Annotated in this window: 19 protein-coding genes; 11 read left to right on the top strand and 8 right to left on the bottom strand. The window is 66.7% G+C overall.

The window, feature by feature from the left end; translation table 11 throughout:
- Window positions 1-94: 94 nt before the first annotated feature.
- The 3 genes from ABFX54_RS03230 (at window position 95) to ABFX54_RS03240 (ending at window position 2816) form a co-directional block, all read left to right on the top strand.
- Window positions 95-1294, top strand: a complete 1200-nt coding sequence (locus tag ABFX54_RS03230) for a DUF6236 family protein (RefSeq protein ID WP_346101358.1) — start codon at window positions 95-97, stop codon at window positions 1292-1294.
- A gap of 140 nt (window positions 1295-1434) precedes the next feature.
- Window positions 1435-1689 carry a hypothetical protein gene (locus ABFX54_RS03235; RefSeq protein ID WP_346101359.1) on the top strand — a complete coding sequence of 85 codons (255 nt, stop codon included), beginning with the start codon at window positions 1435-1437 and terminating at the stop codon, window positions 1687-1689.
- A 308-nt stretch (window positions 1690-1997) separates the two neighbouring features.
- A complete protein-coding gene (locus ABFX54_RS03240) occupies window positions 1998-2816 on the top strand; it encodes a phosphotransferase family protein (protein WP_346101360.1) in 819 nt (272 codons plus the stop codon).
- A 321-nt stretch (window positions 2817-3137) separates the two neighbouring features.
- Here ABFX54_RS03240 and ABFX54_RS03245 read toward each other — a convergent pair whose 3' ends face one another.
- Entirely contained in the window at window positions 3138-3500 is a 363-nt protein-coding gene (locus ABFX54_RS03245) for a hypothetical protein (protein ID WP_346101361.1), read from the bottom strand.
- Between the two features lie 478 nt (window positions 3501-3978).
- Window positions 3979-4275, bottom strand: coding sequence for a zinc-ribbon domain-containing protein (locus ABFX54_RS56825; RefSeq protein ID WP_428834489.1), 297 nt, complete (start codon window positions 4273-4275; stop codon window positions 3979-3981).
- Between the two features lie 15 nt (window positions 4276-4290).
- Here ABFX54_RS56825 and ABFX54_RS03250 point away from each other — a divergent pair, with 15 nt between their 5' ends.
- From ABFX54_RS03250 to ABFX54_RS03265, 4 genes are all read left to right on the top strand, one after another.
- Window positions 4291-4554 carry a hypothetical protein gene (locus tag ABFX54_RS03250; RefSeq protein ID WP_346101362.1) on the top strand — a complete coding sequence of 88 codons (264 nt, stop codon included), beginning with the start codon at window positions 4291-4293 and terminating at the stop codon, window positions 4552-4554.
- 423 nt (window positions 4555-4977) lie between these two features.
- The gene (locus tag ABFX54_RS03255; protein WP_346101363.1) at window positions 4978-5178 is read left to right on the top strand and encodes a hypothetical protein; all 201 of its coding nucleotides are present in this window, start codon (window positions 4978-4980) and stop codon (window positions 5176-5178) included.
- A 388-nt stretch (window positions 5179-5566) separates the two neighbouring features.
- Window positions 5567-7480, top strand: coding sequence for a tyrosine-type recombinase/integrase (locus tag ABFX54_RS03260; RefSeq protein ID WP_346101364.1), 1914 nt, complete (start codon window positions 5567-5569; stop codon window positions 7478-7480).
- On the top strand, window positions 7477-8058 hold the full coding sequence (locus ABFX54_RS03265) for a DUF6262 family protein (RefSeq protein ID WP_346101365.1): 582 nt from the start codon (window positions 7477-7479) through the stop codon (window positions 8056-8058). The genes ABFX54_RS03260 and ABFX54_RS03265 overlap by 4 nt, the downstream gene beginning before the upstream one ends.
- 148 nt (window positions 8059-8206) lie before the next feature.
- Here the strand turns inward: ABFX54_RS03265 and ABFX54_RS03270 are convergent, their stop codons facing one another.
- Complete coding sequence (locus tag ABFX54_RS03270) at window positions 8207-8809, bottom strand: hypothetical protein (RefSeq protein WP_346101366.1); 603 nt, start codon at window positions 8807-8809, stop codon at window positions 8207-8209.
- 248 nt (window positions 8810-9057) lie between these two features.
- Between ABFX54_RS03270 and ABFX54_RS03275 the strand changes: the two genes are divergently transcribed.
- The 3 genes from ABFX54_RS03275 to ABFX54_RS03285 all read left to right on the top strand — a co-directional run bounded on the left by ABFX54_RS03275 (window position 9058) and on the right by ABFX54_RS03285 (window position 12370).
- Window positions 9058-10857 carry a helix-turn-helix domain-containing protein gene (locus tag ABFX54_RS03275; RefSeq protein WP_346101367.1) on the top strand — a complete coding sequence of 600 codons (1800 nt, stop codon included), beginning with the start codon at window positions 9058-9060 and terminating at the stop codon, window positions 10855-10857.
- 227 nt (window positions 10858-11084) lie between these two features.
- A complete protein-coding gene (locus tag ABFX54_RS03280) occupies window positions 11085-11462 on the top strand; it encodes a hypothetical protein (protein ID WP_346101368.1) in 378 nt (125 codons plus the stop codon).
- Between the two features lie 221 nt (window positions 11463-11683).
- Window positions 11684-12370 (top strand): hypothetical protein, encoded by a 687-nt coding sequence (locus tag ABFX54_RS03285; RefSeq protein ID WP_346101369.1) that lies wholly within the window; start codon window positions 11684-11686, stop codon window positions 12368-12370.
- Between the two features lie 63 nt (window positions 12371-12433).
- Here ABFX54_RS03285 and casA read toward each other — a convergent pair whose 3' ends face one another.
- The 5 genes from casA to ABFX54_RS03310 form a co-directional block, all read right to left on the bottom strand.
- Window positions 12434-14266, bottom strand: a complete 1833-nt coding sequence (gene casA, locus ABFX54_RS03290) for a type I-E CRISPR-associated protein Cse1/CasA (RefSeq protein ID WP_346101370.1) — start codon at window positions 14264-14266, stop codon at window positions 12434-12436.
- 75 nt (window positions 14267-14341) lie between these two features.
- The gene (locus ABFX54_RS03295) at window positions 14342-14518 is read right to left on the bottom strand and encodes a hypothetical protein (protein WP_346101371.1); all 177 of its coding nucleotides are present in this window, start codon (window positions 14516-14518) and stop codon (window positions 14342-14344) included.
- A gap of 215 nt (window positions 14519-14733) precedes the next feature.
- Complete coding sequence (locus ABFX54_RS03300) at window positions 14734-15465, bottom strand: zinc finger domain-containing protein (protein ID WP_346101372.1); 732 nt, start codon at window positions 15463-15465, stop codon at window positions 14734-14736.
- Window positions 15466-15545: 80 nt separating this feature from the next.
- Entirely contained in the window at window positions 15546-15998 is a 453-nt protein-coding gene (locus tag ABFX54_RS03305) for a calponin homology domain-containing protein (RefSeq protein ID WP_346101373.1), read from the bottom strand.
- 176 nt (window positions 15999-16174) lie between these two features.
- A complete protein-coding gene (locus ABFX54_RS03310) occupies window positions 16175-17617 on the bottom strand; it encodes a hypothetical protein (protein ID WP_346101374.1) in 1443 nt (480 codons plus the stop codon).
- 792 nt (window positions 17618-18409) lie between these two features.
- Here ABFX54_RS03310 and ABFX54_RS56830 point away from each other — a divergent pair.
- Window positions 18410-18820: a DUF5919 domain-containing protein gene (locus tag ABFX54_RS56830; RefSeq protein WP_428834490.1), complete on the top strand. Its 411-nt coding sequence runs from the start codon at window positions 18410-18412 to the stop codon at window positions 18818-18820.
- Window positions 18821-19135: the final 315 nt, after the last annotated feature.

Genomic DNA, 19135 nt, shown 5'->3' on the forward strand with positions numbered 1-19135 from the left:
GGATCAACGCGCAGATCTCACTCCGGTTTTTTGCATGTCGCTGCGAACGTGGTGGAGTGGGTCGGACAGAGTGCGCCGGCGAGGGGAACGACAGATGCGCAGGTACGGCCTGTACTATCCGTACATTCATATTCGGGACGATGCCTGGCTCAAAGCGTGCGCCTTATACTGGCCCAAGATCGTGCGCATGGTGCCCGACGGCTATCCAACGCGCGACTCAGAGACCATGAAGGTCCTCGCTGGTGAAATCGGATTCGACTTCCGCCTGACCGCAGGTAGCACACAGACATCGGCAGCCGCTGTGACACCGCAGGTGCGGGCGTTGCTGGCCGAGCATGGGTCCCAGCTCGCCGAAGCGTACGGGTTCGACGCACTGGGGCTGAAGATGCACGAGGTCGAAACGCAATGGGCGCTTCGTGACACATCGCTCGGCGTCACGGCGACAGGTGGCTCCCTCGCCGGCGTCTACGAGGAGCAGGTCGATCCGAGGCTGCGCGACGAACTGGCCGCGCATGGTCTGGCGGCGCACATCGGACCGTGGGTGGCCATGCACCCTCACTTCGCCTGGTGGTACATGAGCGTGCTCGCCAACCATGTCGCCACCGCTAACCAACTACAGCCGGTCTGCGACCAAATCGGCACCCAAGCCGCTGCTGGCCTGGAAGCGGTACGAGCGGCACATGTTATGAAGGTCGATGATCTCGACGACGACGATCTGACTGCGCACGCAGGAGCGGTTGCGCACACTCTCGGGCTCTTCGCGGTCGGTCTCGTTGTGCCAGACGACCTGTACAACGTACCTGTGGAGACGATTGTCAAGATCCGCCAGCGATACGCAGCGGACTTTGATGCGTTTGGGGCTACCGTAGAGGACAGGGCCGCCGAGATCGCTACCCAGCTGAGCACCATCCAGGATCGCCACGTAGTCGAGTCGCTCTTGAGGGACGTCGCCTTCGCCGATTTCGGCCGGCCTGCAGCCGAGCTTCGCAAGGCGCTGAAAGCTATGCGAGTGGACACCCGATTCGCCGTGATCAACTTGAAGATCGAACTACCTGGCATGCTCACCGCCTTGGGCGCCATCGCGTCCGGCGTCGCCACCGGGCACGAAGCGGTGGGAATGGGGGCCGCTGCAGCCCTCGCCTTAGTACAGGTCCGCCGTAACGCCCGCGCCAAGCGCGCCGAAGCGCTTGCCCCGTCGCCGGCTACGTATCTGCTCCATGTGGAAGACGAGGCCGCGACCGCAGACCTGGTGGTACAGCGTGTCATGCGCAGAATCAGGGGAGAAATCTTCTGACCGGTCACGAGAATGCCGGTGCCGCAAGTCACATTATCTTCTGCGGTGGGTCGAGGAGCAGGACGTTGTAGAGACTCGCTCCCGATCGCGGCAATCAACATCGGCGACCTCCCGAGCTGCGCCGTCACGGGTGGAGGCCCGTGAATGGCTTCGCCGCACAGGCGATCACCGGCAGGACGCCGTCCATGGTGATCCGGCCGGGCTCGAACCTGCCGCGTGGCTGGCTGCACCCGGCCCGCGCTGGCCGCTGGGAGGCACGCGGCGTGATCCGCGACCGAGCCCATCTGGCCGCCGTGCACAACGTGACGGCATGCACGCTGACTGCGTCCACGACCGGCCGGGTAGAGATCCGGGGCAGGGAAGCGGCAGAGAGATTCGAGGTTGTGAACGCCTGACGCGCCAACGCACCCCGTGGCCGGGCCCGAACGGTTCGTCGCTGGTCTGTCCCGGCCGCCGCACCGCGCCCGGACCGGGCGGATAAAGGATTGCTTGGGCAGCATGTGCGCCCGACGGCAGGATTCGCTCCGCCCGGCTCGCGGGCGAGGGGCGCGAGCGTTGCCCCCTCCGGCCGGTGACAGATCTTTTGTCTCGGCCCTGATAACCGGCGCAGCCTGCGGTAACCTCAGCTCCCTTGTTTCCTGGTAAGTGGCTGGATCAGGGGCTGTCCTTCAACCCGAGAGGCAGAAAGGGGCAAGGCAGACGTATGACGGTCGGCCGATGCACCCACAGCCTCGACATCGGCGACGACGTCGTGGTCAAGCGGTACACGTCATGGGGGAGAGGAGAGCCCCAGCGGGAATGGGAGGCGCTCACCCTTCTGGCCGAACACGCGCCAGGCCTCGCGCCCGCACCCGTGGAGGCAGCGCTCGACGCGCACCCGCCGATGATCGTGATGAGCAGGCTGCCCGGCCGCGTCCTGCGCGGCCAGCACGCCACCGGCGAGCAGGTCCAGGCCATGGCCGCCGCACTGCGCCGGCTGCATCAGATTCCGATCGAGGTGGTGGAAGACGTCGAGCCCGCCCCCTGGGGGCCAGCCGCAGCGGTGGCCAAGACCCGGGCATGGGCGCGCAAGCAGCCTGATCTCGGCGCTGATCCTCTCGTCCTTGAGGCGTTTCGGGCAGGGGTCGCGTGGCTGGCTTCGACCGCTCCCGACCAGCTCGTCACGAACCCGCTGCCGCCCGTCCTCGGCTTGGCGGACGGGAATCGGGCCAACTACCTGTGGGACGATCACGAGCGTCGTGTGCGGCTGATCGACTGGGAAGACTCCGGCCGGAGCGATCGTGCTTTCGAACTGGGCGAGGTCACCGAGCACATTTCCCGCATCGACGGCGCCCTGGACGCGGAACAGCTGCTGGATCACATCGACCTGACACCGGGAGAAGCCGAGCGGGTGCTGGGGTTTCGCCGCTTGATCGCGCTGGGTTGGTTCCTCCAGCTTGGACCCGACGGGCCGGCGACAGCACACAACCCGGTCGGCACGTTGGAACGCCTGGGCGAAAGGGTCCTCCACCTGCTTGGCTGACAGCTTCCCCTTTCGCGCGCAACAGGCTCTGTGGCTCGCCGGCGCGGCGAGTGCCGTTGGGTGAGTGAGTCGCAGCCGGCGCGAGGGCGGCCCCGCGCGCCGGTCATGGCTTCCGTCCAACGCCGCAGCTACCAGGGAACACGGCTGGCCCTCTGCGGGGGCCGACACGACGCGTCGGCTGGACGTTGACGCCGCGCCCGACTCCACGAGCATCTCGGGGCCGACGGGCGGCGGCGGGCGGGGGTGGTTCCCGATGGTGTCGATGACGGCTTCGCCGTCAAGATGAAGCCCGTCTGCCTCCGCGTTCAGGGCACACAATGATCAGTCCGAGGCGGCCCACGCCATCCACGCGTCAGCACTCGCATACGCAGCGGCCGGGATACCGATCCGAGTGAGGGAACCCGGATAGGTACGTTCGTAGGCGCGAGCCCATGCCGCGGCGCTGTCAGGGACGGCCAGCAACCAGGGCGCGGCCGCGTAGTCCAAGCAGAGCTTGGCCGTCAGCGGGAACCCGTCCTGTTCGTGGAGGCGGCCCACGACCAGTTCACGGGCGAGCAGCCCGCGCCAGCACGCGACCACAGCAGCGGCGTCGTCGCCGGTTTCCGCGCCGGTGTCTTCAGGAATGACCCAGGGCGCCAGCGTCCGCTGCTGCACTTCGGTCCAGATGGCGGGCAGGTTGAGCATCCGGGCGGTGTGGAGCCGGTGACTGCCGTTGCTGCCGAGTTCGTAGAGGGGGCCGGCGGATCACCCCGGCGACGTAGTTCAGCGTTGAACGCGACAAATTGACGGCGGCACGATAGAAAAGCATCCGAGGCCCCTGGTTGTGACGGATCTGGTTGTGGTGATCAATCCATCTACCAGGGTTTCTTACGTCGTCAGGCGAACGCCAGACTCGCGATCATGCTGTGACCAGCACCCCGCCGCCAGGGGAATGAAAAGCTTCAGTACACCCTGCCTTCAAGCACCGCCATCTGCAGTCCTTGCGAGAGTTCACACGCAGATCCGCAGCCCTCATTTCCGGATGTCCGATGACTTCGGCCGGACCCGTGCCGCCACAGTGCGCTTCCGCCCGCACTTCGGACAAACCGCTGTTCACGCCGCTCTAACGTCGGCCGGGTGGAGCCGGCCACCTATGTCCGCAGTCCGAAACCGGGCACTTCCATCAGCACGACTTGTTCGAATTCGGAAGAAGGTCCCATGCGGTCCACCTCGGGTGGTCCACAACCTCAACAAGCTGGGCCGCCAGCGCCGGGTTCACCTCAGCCAGCGATTCGCCTGGGCCAGGTCGGCTGTTGTCCGCCCCGGTCTTACGATGACCGCATTCCTTGCATCCTCGTCCCGCGAGCGTTCTAGTGGAAAGCTCGATTTCCCATTCGTGGCCGCAGTCCGACTTCGAACAGCGCCAGGCGCACAGGTCATTGCACCCCGGCGGCATCCGATCAAGACCCTGAACAGCCATAAAAAGTGAGCCAGCATGAGCCTTTCCGATGAACAGATCGACCTCCTGTACCGCGCCTACCACGGCAACCTGTACGTCTACCCCACATCCATGACCCGCCCGGGCGGCAACATCCACAGCAGCGACCTCGTCGCGCTCTCCGATCGCGGCTTGACCGTGCTGGGGGCTCGGCACGACAAAGGCCGCCGGGTGGAACTCACCAAGCGAGGTGCGACCCTGTTCAGGCAGTTGCAGGCGGCATACCCATGCGCTACAAGACCCCACGCGTGCTCCATGTAGCTCAGGACGCCCACCTCCTCGCCGCAACCTGCGTGGCCACACCGCAATCTGGCGCTTGTCAGCCCCGCCAGTGGCACCGGGCCACCCGCACGGCGTTCCAACGGCGCGCCCTCGAACGCCGGCGATGCCCGTTTTGCCGTGCCGGTGGCGAAGGCGCGGCAGACGAACATCGAGTCGCTGGTGCCGTTGACGGAGCTGTTCCAGGCCGGCGATGAACGTGCGGCAGGATGCGTTACGCCGGATCCGCCGTCGGGTGCCGGCGGCGCGGCTGTGATGCCGATGAAACACCGGGCAGCACCATGCCCTCCTTGCCGTTCCGCCGGGACGCGCCGCGCCGGGCCTTCTCCCGCGAGCAGTTCGAAGACATGCGCGCCACCTGCCGCTCCGATGTGGGACACGCGCATACGAGTGCCCCTTGTTCGGTTGTCATCCGGCGAACCAGGAGACGGCGGCGATCTGGCGTGTGCGGGCTGGCTGGCTGTCGAAGGGATTAACAGCGTCGAGGTCTGCTTGGCGATCAGCTTCGGGCGGCTGCCCGACCGCGTCCTCGAGCCTCGCCCTGGCTGGCCCGCCCTGTTCGGCTCGTTTGAGGAGATGGTGGAAGCCAACTGGCCGAACGGCTGAGCCGGCGCAGAGGCGATAGCCGTGCGGCTGCCGGCTCCTTGTCCGGCACATGTCGCATGCTGACCCGAACCGGCCAGGCGCGTGGGGCCTCGCCGAGCTGGGAGCCGAACGCATGCCGAAGAACCAGTCCACCGCCGCCAAGAAGGCCCGCCAGGCCGCGCGCCAGGGTGAGAAGTACACCACGGCGCTCCGCGCCGAACAGGACCCTCCCGCCGCCGTGTGGCTGCGGGTGACCCTGCAGTTCGACATCACCCAGGACGGCCCCCGTCTGCTTGACCCGCAGGACCGGGCGGCAGCGGCCCTGGCCATGTCAGGGGCCTGGAAGCTCGCCAAGGTCCCGTGCCCGAGGGTCGTCGTCTGGCTGGTCAGATCCGGGGCCGAGCGCGCGGTGCTGCTGGCGAGCCTGACCTTTACCTCCCCGCCCGCCGGTGGCGGCATCAGTGCTGAAGAGCTCGACAGCCTGGCCGCCGCCGCCCGCCACGCCGTGGTGATGCGCGGCCGCACATCAGTCACTGCCACGGCGGAGCTCGCGCCGGCCGCCGACGTCGCCGAGTTCGGCGCGCATGCCGTCGAGAACGGCCAGCACAGTCCGGAGATCGCTGAACGGGACTGGTGGCGGCGCGTCCTCGTGCGCCTGACCCGGGATGTGACCACGGGCAGCCCGTACACCGAGCCGACCCACCACCGCGCGGGCCGCGTGCTGGAGCTGTGGCAGACCGGCCACAAGAACTGGCCGATCGACACGACCCAGTGGACCACGAACCTCGACATCGACCTCATGGGCTTCATCCTCGACGACGCGGTGACGCCCTTGGAGGTCCTGGAGGAGATGCCGCCGCGCTTGGCCGACCCGGTCGAGCCGGCGCACGCCCGGCTGACCCGGCGCTGGGCCCGCGCCGTGGCGTTGTTCGCCAACGCCGCCAGCGACGACACGCTGACGCGAGCCGATTGGGTGATGGTGCTGAACTATGCCGATATGACCGCGGTCTATCACGCGTTCAAGAACCTGACCATGGACTCTGGGGAGCTCTACAGCGCCAAGCACCGCCGGGTGCTGTTCGGCCACCTCTACGCCACCCTCGATTTCGGCCGCGCGGCCGGCCTGATGAACGACATTCCCGGCGCCTTCGCGCGCAACGCCAACCACCGCATCCTGGATGTCGAGCCGAACGAGGACGAGATCGGCAAGGCGATCCCGGAGACTGTCATCCGCCAACTCGACGCACATATGGGCGATCTGGGCCGGGGCATCACCTACGGCCGGCTGGCCGAGAACGACATCCAGGCCATGTGTCAGATGATCTACGTGATCCTGCGTGACACCGGCCGCCGGCCCAACGAGGTCGCCGCCCTCACGCGCGACTGCGTCGAAGTGATCGGCGGGGAGCACAGCCTCATCTACGACAACCGCAAGGCCCGGCGCCTGCGCCGGCGCCTGCCGATCACCGCAGAACTCGCCCGCGAGATCCTCACCTGGCGGCAGCGGGTCAGCCGGCTGCCCATCCCTGAGTGCAGCCATGGTTGGCTGTTCCCGGCCATCACCGACACCAGCGGCACGCCGCACATCATCTCGAACACGATCTCCCGCATCATCCGCGCCTGGGCGGACGCCGTTCCTCGGCTCGACAGCGAGCTACCCGGCCCGGACGGCGCGCCGCTGCCGTTCGACCGCCTGCTCGTCTATCCCTACGCCTTCCGGCATTCCTACGCTCAACGGCACGCTGACGCCGGGGTGGCGATCGACGTCCTTCGCGATCTCATGGACCACAAGGACGCCCAGGTCACGATGGGCTATTACCAGGTGACCGCCAAGCGGAAGCGTGAAGCGATGAAGGCGCTGAGCCGCCACGTCATCGACCGCGGCGGTCGCTCGGCCGCGTTCGGCTCGGCCACCGCCTACGAGGTGCGCTCGGTGGCCGTCCCGTTCGGCAACTGTGTCGAGCCTTCCAACGTCAAGGCCGGCGGCCAGAGCTGCCCGATCCGGTTCCAGTGCGCCGGCTGCGGCTTCTACCGGCCTGACCCGTCCTACCTGCTGGCTATTGAGGAGCACCTCAACAGCCTGCGCGCCGACCGGGAGACCGCGATCGCACTGGAGGTCGACGACTTCGTCGTCCGCAACCTGACCGACCAGATCACCGCATTCCAGCAGGTGGCAGACACCATGCGGGAGACGTTGGCGCGGCTGTCCGCCGACGAGCGAAGTGAGGTGGAGGAGGCCAGCAAGGTGCTGCGCCGTTCTCGGGCCGCCCGCGGCCGCTCGCTGCCCATCGTCGAGGTCACCCAGGGACCGACTGCGCCATGACCGGACACATCCGCTCCACCGACGGTATGCACGCCGCGCGGCGCACCGACAGCGAACGCAAGCGGCAACGCGCCCTGCAAGCCGTCAGCGACCTCGAAACGGCTGGTGAGCCCATCACCTTCGCCACGGTCGCCCGACGCGCTGGAGTGTCCTCCTGGCTCGTCTACGCACCCGGCGTCAAGGAGACCATCCAGGCCGCCCGGGACCGCCAGCGCACGACGCCAACTCCCGCGAGCTCGGTCCTGCCGGAGCGCGCCTCGGCCGGGCTGCGCACCGACCTGGCCCTCGCCCGTGCCGAGATCACCCGACTCAGACAGGAGCGCGACGCGCTACGCGCCGGGATGCAACGCGCTCTGGGTGCACAGCTTGACACGCTCGGCCGGCAGGACGTGGTGCAGCGCATCGACGAGCTCACCCACCACAACGAGCGCCTGCTGGGCGAGGTGGACACGCTCACCGCCAACCGGGACGTTCTTCGCCGCCAGGTCGAGGAGCTTGAGGACGATCTTGCTGCAGCGCGCACGAGCCTGCGCCGCATGATCCGCTCGGAGAACATCGAACCCACTGCCATGTCTTAGATCCCGGGCCTCTCAAGCTGCAGCTCGGTCACCAGCTCGATCAGCTCAGCCACAACAAGAGCCTCGTCGAGCGGATCGACGAGGCTCTTGCGGGACGACCAACGACTGACCGCCACAGCCGTCCAAATCGCTGTGCTAAACGCGATTTTTACTTGGTGCTCTTCGCGCCACCACGCCTCACGGTCCTGCTGGTGGCGGGCGAGCCCTGCTGGCTGCGAGAGCGATCGACCTGCTCGGTCGAGTCCGGCCATATCCGGCACATGACCTCGCCCACGCCGTTGAGTAGAACCATGAACGCGGTGGCTGCGAGGGGAATCAGCCACACGGCGGTGCTGGCAGAGCCCACGATCGGGGTCGCCGAGGTCGGCACGGTGGTGCTCATGGCGAACCCTGCCAGCCCAAGCGCGCTACTGATCATCCGAGCCGTTCTCTCGGCCTTGGTTCGGATCAGGCGCGCCATGAGCAGCGCCCCGATGACACACGCGAGATACGCGCAGAAGATGGTCTTCGGGTCTGTCGGCCCGAAATGGGCCATCGCGATCCGCGTCGGCCCGGCGAGGCCCCCGAAATAGATCAAGGAATGGAACGTCGGGCTATTGCCGGTGATCCGCACAGGGGAGCGGTCTCGGCCTGCACGAAGGAACGGAATATCTACCGCCCAGCCCTCCACGGAGGTATTCTCCGTGGTAGTGGAGACAACCATGTCAGCGCCTTTCGCAGAGTGTGGCTGATGGGGCTGAAGATCGAACATGGGTCCAGACCAAATTCGATCTACCTCTACTGCCGGCCCCTCCGAGTCGAGACTCGCGAGGGGCCGCCTGCTTTCCACACTCATCCTGCCTGATGACGATTGGTCATTTCGCGTGTCAAGGGCTGAAAACGCATGATTTAGCAAATTGTCCTTGCAGATCAACTCACCGAGAGTGCCGATCACGCAATTTGCCGTTGATCGATCACAAGTTTTGACGGACGAAAAGCAACTCTTGTTACGTTGGACTCGTGAGCAGGATCTACGACATCAGTGACGTTGGCTCCAACGACCAGCTGATCAAATATGCGACTGCTGCACAGCTGGAACGACTGCGGGAGCACACGGGGGTTTCCCATGCCGCCGTCGCCCAGGCGATCGACATGCGGGACACGACTTTGTCGCATGAACTCGGCGACCAAAATCCCCCATCAAATGATCGACTGAAGCAGTTGGACGAATTGCTCGTCGCGCTGGCGCCGGACATGGAGGACGTTGGCTTGCTCAGTTCCCTAGGCATACGACTGCGCAGACTGGCGGACAGGACAAGCCTAGGGGCGCATATCCCCGCGAGCTGGGCCGGCAGGACGCTACGGGAACCCCCAAGCACCGAGATTGACGTGCTGATCAAGGCAACCGTGCTGTTGTCGCAGTTTCTCGCAGCGGATAACGCGAATAGAGCCGTCAGCCCCATACGTGAGCGTCACAAAGACCAGATCAAGCAAACAGTGGAACAGCTCATCATGATCGGCGTGGCAACGCCGTCGCCGCTCAACGTTGACGCCCTGGTCCTCCTGGGCAGCTTCGCCAACTATGTCGATTTCGTCAGAGACAGCCTGGAACGTCGGCTACGGACTTGGCCACTGGGTTTCCGGGTATGGCGAGCAATCTCGAAGCTCGCGCGGCTTAGCGAAATGAAGGGCCCTCTGGCCCCTCGCCCTCTGAAGGTCTGGATTCGTGACCTACTCGAAGATGCCGAAGAGCTTCGGGAGAAGAGCCTCTACCCCGGAAGATCACTGGACCTCGAGCTTGCACTCGTCGTCCCGTCGGAGTGGTCACCGCCCGAAGATGACTGGGTCGGCAATGTTCTCCTCGCGAGAGCACAAAATCCCAACGCGACGCTTCGAGAACGTGCAACTGCAGCGCATGGCCTGTGGCACCGAGCCGTCGCCAACGACCGCCCAGATCTGGCCAAGACCAAAAGCGATCTGGAGAAGTTGGTCAGTGCGTTCCAAGATGATTCCGCCTCTGAGGACATAGTCAACGGGCTGCGGTGGTTGGCGGCCACGCTACAAAACGTCATCCGTGAGGGGAATCCAATCTGCAACTCTTGGCCGCCAGCGGGAGGGAACTGGCTCGCCACTGTCGAAGATGCGGCGGAGCTTCTCGAGTCGCCAGCGATTCCCAAAAATGTCCTCCCAGGGACAAAAACATTGTTTAAGCATTCTCTTCTACAGAACGGGGGAGTTGAACGTCGCCACGCGATCGAAACGCTGCTTGCGGCCGGGATGGCCAAGCCGGTCACCGAAGCGCTGGGACGTGTGCTCAAGAAGGAACGAAAAGAGGCATGGCTTCGAATCCGCGCCTTGTTCGCGCTGGGATTCCTGCAGCACCGAAGCGAAGGCGTCAGGGGAACGCTCGCTGATGCTTGTCAAGACGCATTCAAGAGCATCGCGGACTCTCCGACACCGACCAAGATAGACGAGATGCATGCAGCACTATTCGCCATTGGCGACTGTTTTGGAGCTGATGGGGCGCAAAAGGACGCACGCGATATTAGGGAAGAGCTAAGCGACCTACTCCGCGATCTCGTCATCGAGAAGCGAACCAATGATAAGCCGGATCTATATCCCATCGCCCGAGCCGCCTCTTACATGCTGACCGTCACCGCACAACCCCGAGAGAACGGGAAGATCGACCTCGCTGAGGAGTTGCTAAAAGGGCTGCGCGAACACCCCGACGATGTGACCAGAGAATTGAGTGAATGGGCGCTCGATTCGCGATTCGACCCCCATGACGGCACGATTCGGCCGCTGTTTCGCGCTGCTTAACGAGCAGCGACATCGGCCGTGTGCTGGCTTGGGACCTTCCCGTCTTAGTGTTCGGAGCGGCAGCTGGACCGCAGAGGACGCTCCTGCAGATGAACCGACCTCGCGCCACGTCAGATCTTGGCGGCCCAGGCATCAGCCAAGTGAACCTACGTTCCTTAGGTGGCTCAAGCCCAGGACGCGCACCTACCAGCACACACGTTGATCACCTATAGATAACCAGCGCGCTGGTGGCCTGGGGGCGGCGTACGTCCCCGTTCGTCGACGCGACCATCTGGGCGCGTGCGGAGCACGCCGGCTACGTCGTGCCGCTCGTGACGACGGGTCCGGCGGTGGCGGCGGCGCTCGCGCAACTCCCGGAGTCGGCGGCGCCGATCGTGGACGCCCTGTTGAGCATGGACGTGACGATCGTGGACGAAGTGGGCCGGCAGAGCGCGCCCGGGGTGGCGGCCCTGCTACGGCCGCGGCACGCCGCGTACGCGGAGCAGGGCGTCACCGCGGCGAGTGTTGTTCTCGCGGCCAAGCGGCGTGGACTGCCGGTGGTGACTGCCAATCCGCTGCCGCTGACCGCGTTGGGGGCCGATGTCGAGATCGACCTGATTCCGTAAAGTCGCCGGGCGTGATCCTCGCGTGCGCGAGGCGTACCTGTCTTCGCCTTCGGGGCGATCCCCGCTGGCGTGCGGGGAGTGATGGCCATGTTTGCATGAGGCGCGAGGGTAGGGCTAGGTGGCAGACCCGATATCGAGTGTCCAATCAGCTTGACACTCGCGGCGGAGGGATGCACATTATGAGTGTCCAAACGATTGGACACTCATTGATGGAGGCCCTGATGGACAGCACCCCCGAGATCACCGTCGACGAGTTGGGCGACGTCTGGACCCACCCCGGCCGCGAGGACGACGAGCAGTTCCCCGGCGCCGACCACGACTTCGCGCTCATCAACCACCACGGCGTCTGGGTCTCCTACTGCGCCGCCCCCGCCGGCTTCTTCGCCGACGCCCACCCCGACGAGGCGACCGCTAAGGCGGCCTTCGTCACCGACGTCACCGAATTCCTGCTCGGCGGCCGCGAACCGTTCAGCAACGAGTTCTCCTGGAAGATGGACACCGGCGAGCACACCGACGAAATCGCGGTCGTCCCGGTCGCCGACCAGTTCAACGCGATCACCTGGTACGTCGCGTGGAGGCTGAACGGCGAGTGCGGCTACTCCCGCCACCACGGCCGCGAGGACGCCACCGAGGCCGCACAGGAGTTGGCCGGCCAGCACGCGGAGACCCTCGCCGAGCAGACGCTGGGTGAGGTGTACGTCGCCGACCTGCGGCACGCCGTGGCCGCCCACGAGGAGCGGGTCAAGCTGATCGAGAAGGGCGACGCCATCCGGGAAGCGTTCGAGGCTGGGCAGATCGGCCGCGGCCGCGGCCCGTCCGTCCGGACGATGTCAGACCGGCTCGGTGTCTCGTCCAGCCACTTCTACAACATCGTCAACGGGGAGGCGTGGTCCTGGAACGAGAAGTGAGAAGTGACCATCCCTGGCAAGAGCGATGCCCGCCCTCCGAGCGCTGGGGCGGGCATCACTATGTCAGGCGGGCAGTTTCTCCCGCAGCAGGTTGCCCGCCGACTCGATCATCGCGGACGCCCTTAGGTCCAGCGCCCGCCACTGGCGGCCCAGCGCCTTGCCGACGTCGTCGCCCATCCCGTGCAACTGCTCCCGCCAGGGCTCGCGCGGCACGCCCGGCCCGAGAACGCGGGCGAGTTCGGGACCGACCCGCATCCACGCCATACGGATCTCCTGATCGGCATGAATACGGGCGCGTTCGGCCCGCGCGCTCGACATGTTCTTGATGTTCTCCCGGACAGCCCAGCGCAGCAGGTTCAGCGCCGTCTGGGCATCCTCGACGGCCGCGGCCGCGCCCTGCCCGGCCAGCGCCCCCGACGTCAGATGAGCAGCCGTCGTCATCGCCGACCGCCACACCCCGGCGTCCTGGATGGTGGCACGCCACTTGTCGTAGCGAATCCCGGCCAGCTCCACTCTGATCGGCTCGGCGGGTGCCACCAGGCGGCGGGTGACTCTCTCGCCCAGCGCGGCGACCACCGGCACGGGGTCCTTGGCGAAGATGGGCGCGAGCATGCTGGGTGACGGCGCCTGCAGCGTCTCCTCCTGGTCGGTCCATGCCTGACCCGCATACGGGTCGGCAGCATCGGCCGGGCGGTCGTCGGCGGTGGTGATGTGGGCACGGCGCACCATGCCGTCCGGGTCGCGGAACAGCCGGATGCCGCGTGATGGCCAGCACAGCAGGTCCGCCATCGCCTGCGGGGTCTCGCCCTTGCGGCGGCCGGGCTCCTGGACGCGGTTCCACCAGGTGCGGCCGTTGCCGAGCTCGGGGATGAGCGCCAGGAGCAGCGTGTGCGCCAGGCTCAGGCCGACGATCCGGATCTGCGTGGCGTAGCCGAGCGGCCCGGCGGGGGTGCCCGCTTCGCGGCCGCCGCCGGCCTTGGTGCGGATGCCGCCGGCGTCGTAGGCGTGGCAGTGCAGCAGCCATGACGCGGCCTGGGCCGGGGTGAGTTCGGTGGGCGGCTGGAAGAACCATCCGGCGCCGCTGCCTTGGGGGGCATAGGCGGTGAGGTAGGAGATCGGGCGCGGTTCGGCGGGCACGTGCAGGTTGGGGACCTGAGCGAACGGCCGGTCGGGGGAGAAGAGGTCGAACGCGGAGGCGTGGTCGTCGAGCCACGCGCCGAGCTGGTCGGCGGGCAACTGTCCGTCCTTCCACAAGGCGGCCCATCGTCGCCGGTCGTCGGCGGGCGCGGCTAGCGCGTCGTGTGCTACGGCGACGAGGAAGCGCTGCACGGCCACGGTGACGGTGCCGTCTTGGTAGCTGAGATCGCGCAGCCGGTGGCCGCCGGTCAGCGCCTCTCGCAGGGAGACGGTCACCGGCTTGTGGCCGTCGAGAGTGTAGGCGTCGATCCAGGGCTCGTTGACGAGGTCGAACCCGGGCGGCGCGGCCGCGGGGGGCTTGGCCGGGCGGGCGCCGCCCGGATTGCGGTGGGCGCCTCGGCATCGGCGGCAGCGGCCGCCGTCCTTGTATCCGCCGTCGGTGCCACAGCGAGCGCCACCCGGGCAGTTGGCCGCGAGCGCCTCTTCCAGAGCGTCGGAGAACTCAGCATCCCAGCGGGCGCGGCCCCAGACGCCGTTGGTGGTGATGTTGACGGCGCGGGCCGCGTCGGTGAGCTTCTGCCCCTCTCGTACAGCGGTGAGGACGCGCTGGCGAGCGGCGGAAGGGAACTCGGCGTCGGACTGCTGGCGGCGCCACTCCCGAGTCTGCTCGTTGTGGGCGGCGCGTGCCTCGGGATCGTTCCGGGCGCCGGCGCGGTAGCGGGATGTGGGTTTCGCCGGGCGGGGGGTGCCGTCGGTCACGAGTGGCCTCCTTGGGGCCATAGGTCGAGTTCGCATATTACCCCGTGAACGTGGGGAACGGTGGGGGATTGGCGGTCATTCCGCAGGCTGCGGGTCGGGCAGAAGCACGATCTTGGCCAAGCGCAGCCCCGCCCCCTTCAAATGCCGGCCGTCGGCCCAGAACGCCCGGTCGGCCTCGGCGCGCTCGATGCTGTCGCGCCGGGCCGGCGTCATCCACTGGGCGGTTTCGGGGCGGTTGCTGGTGGTGGCCATCACGACGTAGCCGACGGTGTCGTCAGTTGATGCGGGTGAGGTTCCAAGACTTGCTACACCTGGTGCTGCAGGAGGCGGGCCAGGTCATCGTGAGGGTGAGTTCCAGGCAGTGCAGGCCGGGCGGGCAGACGCGATCAGCGGCGAGGCTGGCGGTCTGGCCCGTCGCCTCTCCCAGTCCCGGGTGACGTTGGTGGGCGCGTGCCTCCAACTGGTTGTCAGGCGTTGCTGGAGCCTTCGGCGAGCGCTTCGTCGACGACGACAGTGGCGGCCTTCAGCCGTGGTTTGTGGAAGGACTCGGCCACATGGCCGTTCTTCGTCCGGCACAAAACGCCAGCGGGGGCTTGGCAGGTATCGCAGCGCTCCCGCTGGGCCTGGGCCTGAATCGCTGTGGTGCGGGCTTGAGCTAGGCGATCAGCGGCACGTTTGGACACCCAGTCCTCGATGCCGGGCAGATCTTTGATGCCGTCCCAGTAGGCGATGCCGGCCTCTTGGTTGCCCCATGGTTCGTGGTCTTGGCGGGCGAGCATGAGGATCTGCCGCAGGGACAGGACCGTGGACAGGCGTTTGCCCCAGGTGGCCGGGTCCTCGCCGTGGGCGCGGCTGCCCCAGGGTTCACGTTTGTGCATCGACAGGTGTGGCTTCAGCGGGCGATGTTCACTGATGATGGTGTCCGCTTCGGCGATGTCTTCACCGAGCTGGGCGAGTTCGTCGCTGAGTGTGGCCAGGCGCTGGCACACGTTGTCGCCCAGTTCTATCGGGGTGTCGGGTCGTTCCGCGGCTATCGCGAGGTCACGCAGCCAGATGGAAGCGGCGTTCAGGTGCACAGCGAGTTCGTCCAGGGTGATGCGGTCGCCGTGGAACAGGTAGCGCGTGTGCGGATCTTGGGGGATCAGCGGGTTCGCCTCGTTGTCCCGGCCGGAGATGGTGGCGGTGGTGTGGTCGGTCATGCTGGAGGTTTCCTGTCGCGATCGGTAGGGGCAGGTGAGGGTGGCGCTCCGGGCGTCGGCATCGTGGCGCGTGGGGCCGGTCACGGTGATGCGGTGCCGGGGGAGCTGTCGTGATGCCGGGTGCGGTCGGGTTCTTGGTGCTGATCGCCGTCGGTGATGTTGGCGCGGGTCTCGGCGAGCTGCTTGAACAGGCGCTGTTCAGCACGCAGGTGGTCGAAGAAGTCGCCGGGATCGCGTGAGAGGTCGACCACGATGTTTTCCCAGTCGGCCAGGTCCTCGGCGGCGGCCCAGAGGCGCTCCCATCGACAGGGCGGTTCAGGGCCCTGCCATACGGCGGGGTTAAGGAGAAAGGGGTGCTCGACCAGCACGGTGAGGGCGTAGCTGCGTGGCACCCACTGCTGATCGACGGCGCGGCCCCAGAAAGCCAGGGCCTCGACATAGGGGACGGCATCGCGGTGGCCGAGGCCGCACCACAGCGGCGGGCGATCACCGGAATGCGGGACTGTGTCCCGCTCTGGCGGCTGAGTCGACATGACGGTGCTGAAGCCCCTTCATGATCTGGCTTTGTCCAACGGTGATGATCGCGCTGTGCGAGCTGCGGGCGGGCATGAACAGGTACACGCTCGGTGGCCGCAGCCCGGCTGCGCCTGTGTTGCTCCGGCCTAGGTGCGGCCGCCGGAAGTCTGCCGTCAGGGCGCGATGGGTGGGGTTACAGGGTGCCGGTGATGGCCATGAGCCCGCCGAGCAGGTGCCCGTCGGGGACCGTCGCCAGCGCCTGGCGGTGATCTGTGCCGTCGTCTGCGACAGTGCCTGGAGCGAGGACCAGCACGAGCGCCTGGCGCTGGGCGCGGGCCGCTTTGCGCCATTCGCCGGGGGTGGGGTGTCCGTCTGCTTGCCGGTACCAGGTTCCCGCTCCGCGGCGGGTGAGCGCGCTGAGGCGGCCCCGGTCGCAGCGCATCTGCCAATCGGCCAGGCGCGGCGGCGGGATGTCTCCGCTCAGGTCGACCGGTCCGAGCCCGTAAGACAGCATCTCGGCCAGGTGCCCCTGCAGCCCGTAGGGGTGCGGTCGGCCAGGCTGGATCACCACCAGGGGGTGGATGCTGTCGGTCAGCCGCGCCAGGCTGAAGAGCGTGTAATCCGCCTCACCCATCTCAGCGGTGCGTGTGGTGTCCGAGCCGGCGGTGGGGCTGGGGCCTGGCTCGTCGTGCTCGTCGCTGGCGGGCAGTCCGCGGCGGCGCCGCTCGTCCTCCAGTTCCGCCCACGCCCAGATCCGGGCCCGGGCGCAGCGTGGGTGTGACCAGACCGGTATCAGCACGTCGAGGTTGTGGCCGTCACGATGCAGGGTGCGCAGCGCGAGCCCCACATGGATTTCGCGCTCCGCTGCGCTGTCCGCGCTGTAGTCGCACAACATGCAGGTGAGTGGCTCACCGGCCACGGCGCTGGCCTCTGCGTGCCGGAGCAGATCGGCGCGTTCCTGCTCGGTGAGCAGGTGCTCCACACCCGGGCTGAGAACATAGGCGGCGACAATCTGTGGAGTCTGGTTCGGTGGATGCGATGGGGAGCCGGGCCCGCCTGCCTGCTGGGAGCGCGCCGTCGTGCGGAGAGTAGCCGGCTCCCGCTCGGGCGCCTTGGCCGATGCGCCCTGCTCGCCAGCTTTGGCGGCCGCGATGCTCGCGATGTCCGCCAGCTCATCGAGGGCCGACCACCGGTCCAGCGTGTCTTGCAGGAGATCGTCGAGTTGCTCGCGCGACAGGCTCTCGACGAAGGCCAGCAACGCCCGGCCGTCCCTGATGCCGGCGCGTTTGACGGCCAGCGCGTGCAAGGCGCGCGTGGTCGGCGTGGCCAGCATCCCGGCAACGGGCGCACTGCCGTAAACGCGGTCGGCCAAGGCCGCGATGACCAGCCGGTCGCCGTCCAGCACCGCGTCGGCCAAGCTCTGCTGACAAGGGCGACAGGCGGCCAGGCAGGCGCCGAGCAGCGCCGTGACACGGGTCAGGTCCGGATGGCCGTCGACGCCGTACGAACTCCCATCCACCGGCTGCAGGTCCGGGCCGGGGTGATGGTGGGCGGTGTGGGAGGCGGCGGCGGTGTAGGGTGCGCCGCTGCTCTGCCGACGGCGGTGGGCTTGCTTTTTCCGGCGGTTGCGTACCATGCGATGGCTCTTCTCCGCACGTGCAGTCCCATGACCTGGCGTGCGTGTGAGCGGGCACGTCAGCAACGCGGGAACCCGAGCATATGCTCCGGGCCCGCAGATGGTGCTGGCACGCCGCACGTGGCGGCTGAGCAAGCCTCACGGCTCTCGCACCTTTGCCCTGGCCGACCGGTCATGGGCCGATCAGCGAGCTTGGGCCTGCACCTTGCCCGCCGTCAGACTAGCGGGCTTCCCCGCTTACGGCCAAGGGGGTTCCCACGAAGACGGTGCCGGGCTCGGACGCGACGGTGTGTGGCCCGGTGCTGCGATCGAGTGGACGGACACAGCAGTTACCGGCTGCGGCCTTGATGCGCGCTCTTATGCCGTTGAGCTATTGAGGCTCGCGACATCACCATGATCACATCCTGACATTAAGGTGTGAAGAGGAGATGCGCGCGCAGGAGCCATGTATGCGAAAAAAGAGCGGATACCTGTCGAAAGTCAAGCTATCCCAAGTCTTGCCGCTGATGACGCTGACGGCTGCTGCCGGAGCCCTCGTTCTTGATCTGCTAGGTGTCCTGCAAGCCACCCTGGCCGAGCAGGTGATCATAGCGCTTCTGGGGCTGCTCGGGGTGGATGCTCTCGTCGAGAGGTCGACGCTATTTGCCGAGCTCAACAAGCGGTTAGGTGAGATCAAAGCGTCTTCAACGCTGCGTCACCGCACCGATATGCCAACTATTCCTGCGCAAGCCGAGCATGCCAAAGAAATTCTGATAAGTCGGCGTTCATGCAACTTCAGCCATTATCCCCCATATGACCTTCTATCGCGATCGATTGGCAGCAGGCTGCCGCATCCGGATACTCCTTTTGAATCCAGATTCACCAGCACAGGCTTTATTTGTGACGGCGAAAGCCAGCCCATCGACGCCAGCTGCACTTACTCGCCTGTCATTACAGCATCTCTCAGAACTTGCGGACGCTGTCGCAAAAGGCAGACTGCAAGTCCGCCTGACAGATATGTTCCCGCCATACTCGCTTTTTAGTGTTGATCCCGACACCAAACATGGCACAGCCGTAGTCGAGTTTCAGAACAGCCAGGCAGCGATGGATTCTCGGCCCCATGTCGTCCTCCGCAAGCCCCAGGACTCGGGCTGGGTGGATTACTATGCCGCAGAATTCGAGCTGAACTGGGCACGAGCCAAGAGATGGGTTCCCGAATCGTGATCGCACCGCCCCCACGTGCCCGTCACCGGCCGCTTTGTCTCTGCCCGGGTATCACTGCGGCGTTACTCGCCTATGCTGCGCCGCCGGCTGGGATCATGGCCGATCTGAACGACCGGTTGCCCGGTCCGCCGCCCTGGCTGGCCGCTCACCACGCCCCACCGAGGCGGGCGTCACCACCAGTCAGCGACTGCACTGCTCCACCTTGGCCGCGGTCCCCTTTGGGACACGGTGCGACTGGCCGGGTGGTCTGCCCGAAGTTGCCCTGTCATCGGCTGGATGATCTGGTACGGCATCTGCGCCTGCCGCCACCCGACC

Origin of the sequence: Nonomuraea maheshkhaliensis (genome assembly GCF_039529435.1) — a bacterium.
GTDB lineage: Bacteria > Actinomycetota > Actinomycetes > Streptosporangiales > Streptosporangiaceae > Nonomuraea > Nonomuraea maheshkhaliensis.

Excerpts from the sequence above, each read along its gene's own strand:
- ABFX54_RS03245 (WP_346101361.1), bottom strand. The coding sequence starts at position 3,500 with ATGCTCAACCTGCCCGCCATCTGGACCGAAGTGCAGCAGCGGACGCTG.
- ABFX54_RS56825 (WP_428834489.1), bottom strand. The coding sequence starts at position 4,275 with ATGGCTGTTCAGGGTCTTGATCGGATGCCGCCGGGGTGCAATGACCTG.
- ABFX54_RS03250 (WP_346101362.1), top strand. The coding sequence starts at position 4,291 with ATGAGCCTTTCCGATGAACAGATCGACCTCCTGTACCGCGCCTACCAC.
- ABFX54_RS03300 (WP_346101372.1), bottom strand. The coding sequence starts at position 15,465 with ATGACCGACCACACCACCGCCACCATCTCCGGCCGGGACAACGAGGCG.
- ABFX54_RS03310 (WP_346101374.1), bottom strand. The coding sequence starts at position 17,617 with ATGGTACGCAACCGCCGGAAAAAGCAAGCCCACCGCCGTCGGCAGAGC.
- ABFX54_RS03265 (WP_346101365.1), top strand. The coding sequence starts at position 7,477 with ATGACCGGACACATCCGCTCCACCGACGGTATGCACGCCGCGCGGCGC.
- ABFX54_RS03230 (WP_346101358.1), top strand. The coding sequence starts at position 95 with ATGCGCAGGTACGGCCTGTACTATCCGTACATTCATATTCGGGACGAT.
- ABFX54_RS03285 (WP_346101369.1), top strand. The coding sequence starts at position 11,684 with ATGGACAGCACCCCCGAGATCACCGTCGACGAGTTGGGCGACGTCTGG.
- ABFX54_RS03295 (WP_346101371.1), bottom strand. The coding sequence starts at position 14,518 with ATGGCCACCACCAGCAACCGCCCCGAAACCGCCCAGTGGATGACGCCG.
- ABFX54_RS56830 (WP_428834490.1), top strand. The coding sequence starts at position 18,410 with ATGACCTTCTATCGCGATCGATTGGCAGCAGGCTGCCGCATCCGGATA.
- ABFX54_RS03240 (WP_346101360.1), top strand. The coding sequence starts at position 1,998 with ATGACGGTCGGCCGATGCACCCACAGCCTCGACATCGGCGACGACGTC.
- ABFX54_RS03270 (WP_346101366.1), bottom strand. The coding sequence starts at position 8,809 with ATGTTCGATCTTCAGCCCCATCAGCCACACTCTGCGAAAGGCGCTGAC.
- ABFX54_RS03305 (WP_346101373.1), bottom strand. The coding sequence starts at position 15,998 with ATGTCGACTCAGCCGCCAGAGCGGGACACAGTCCCGCATTCCGGTGAT.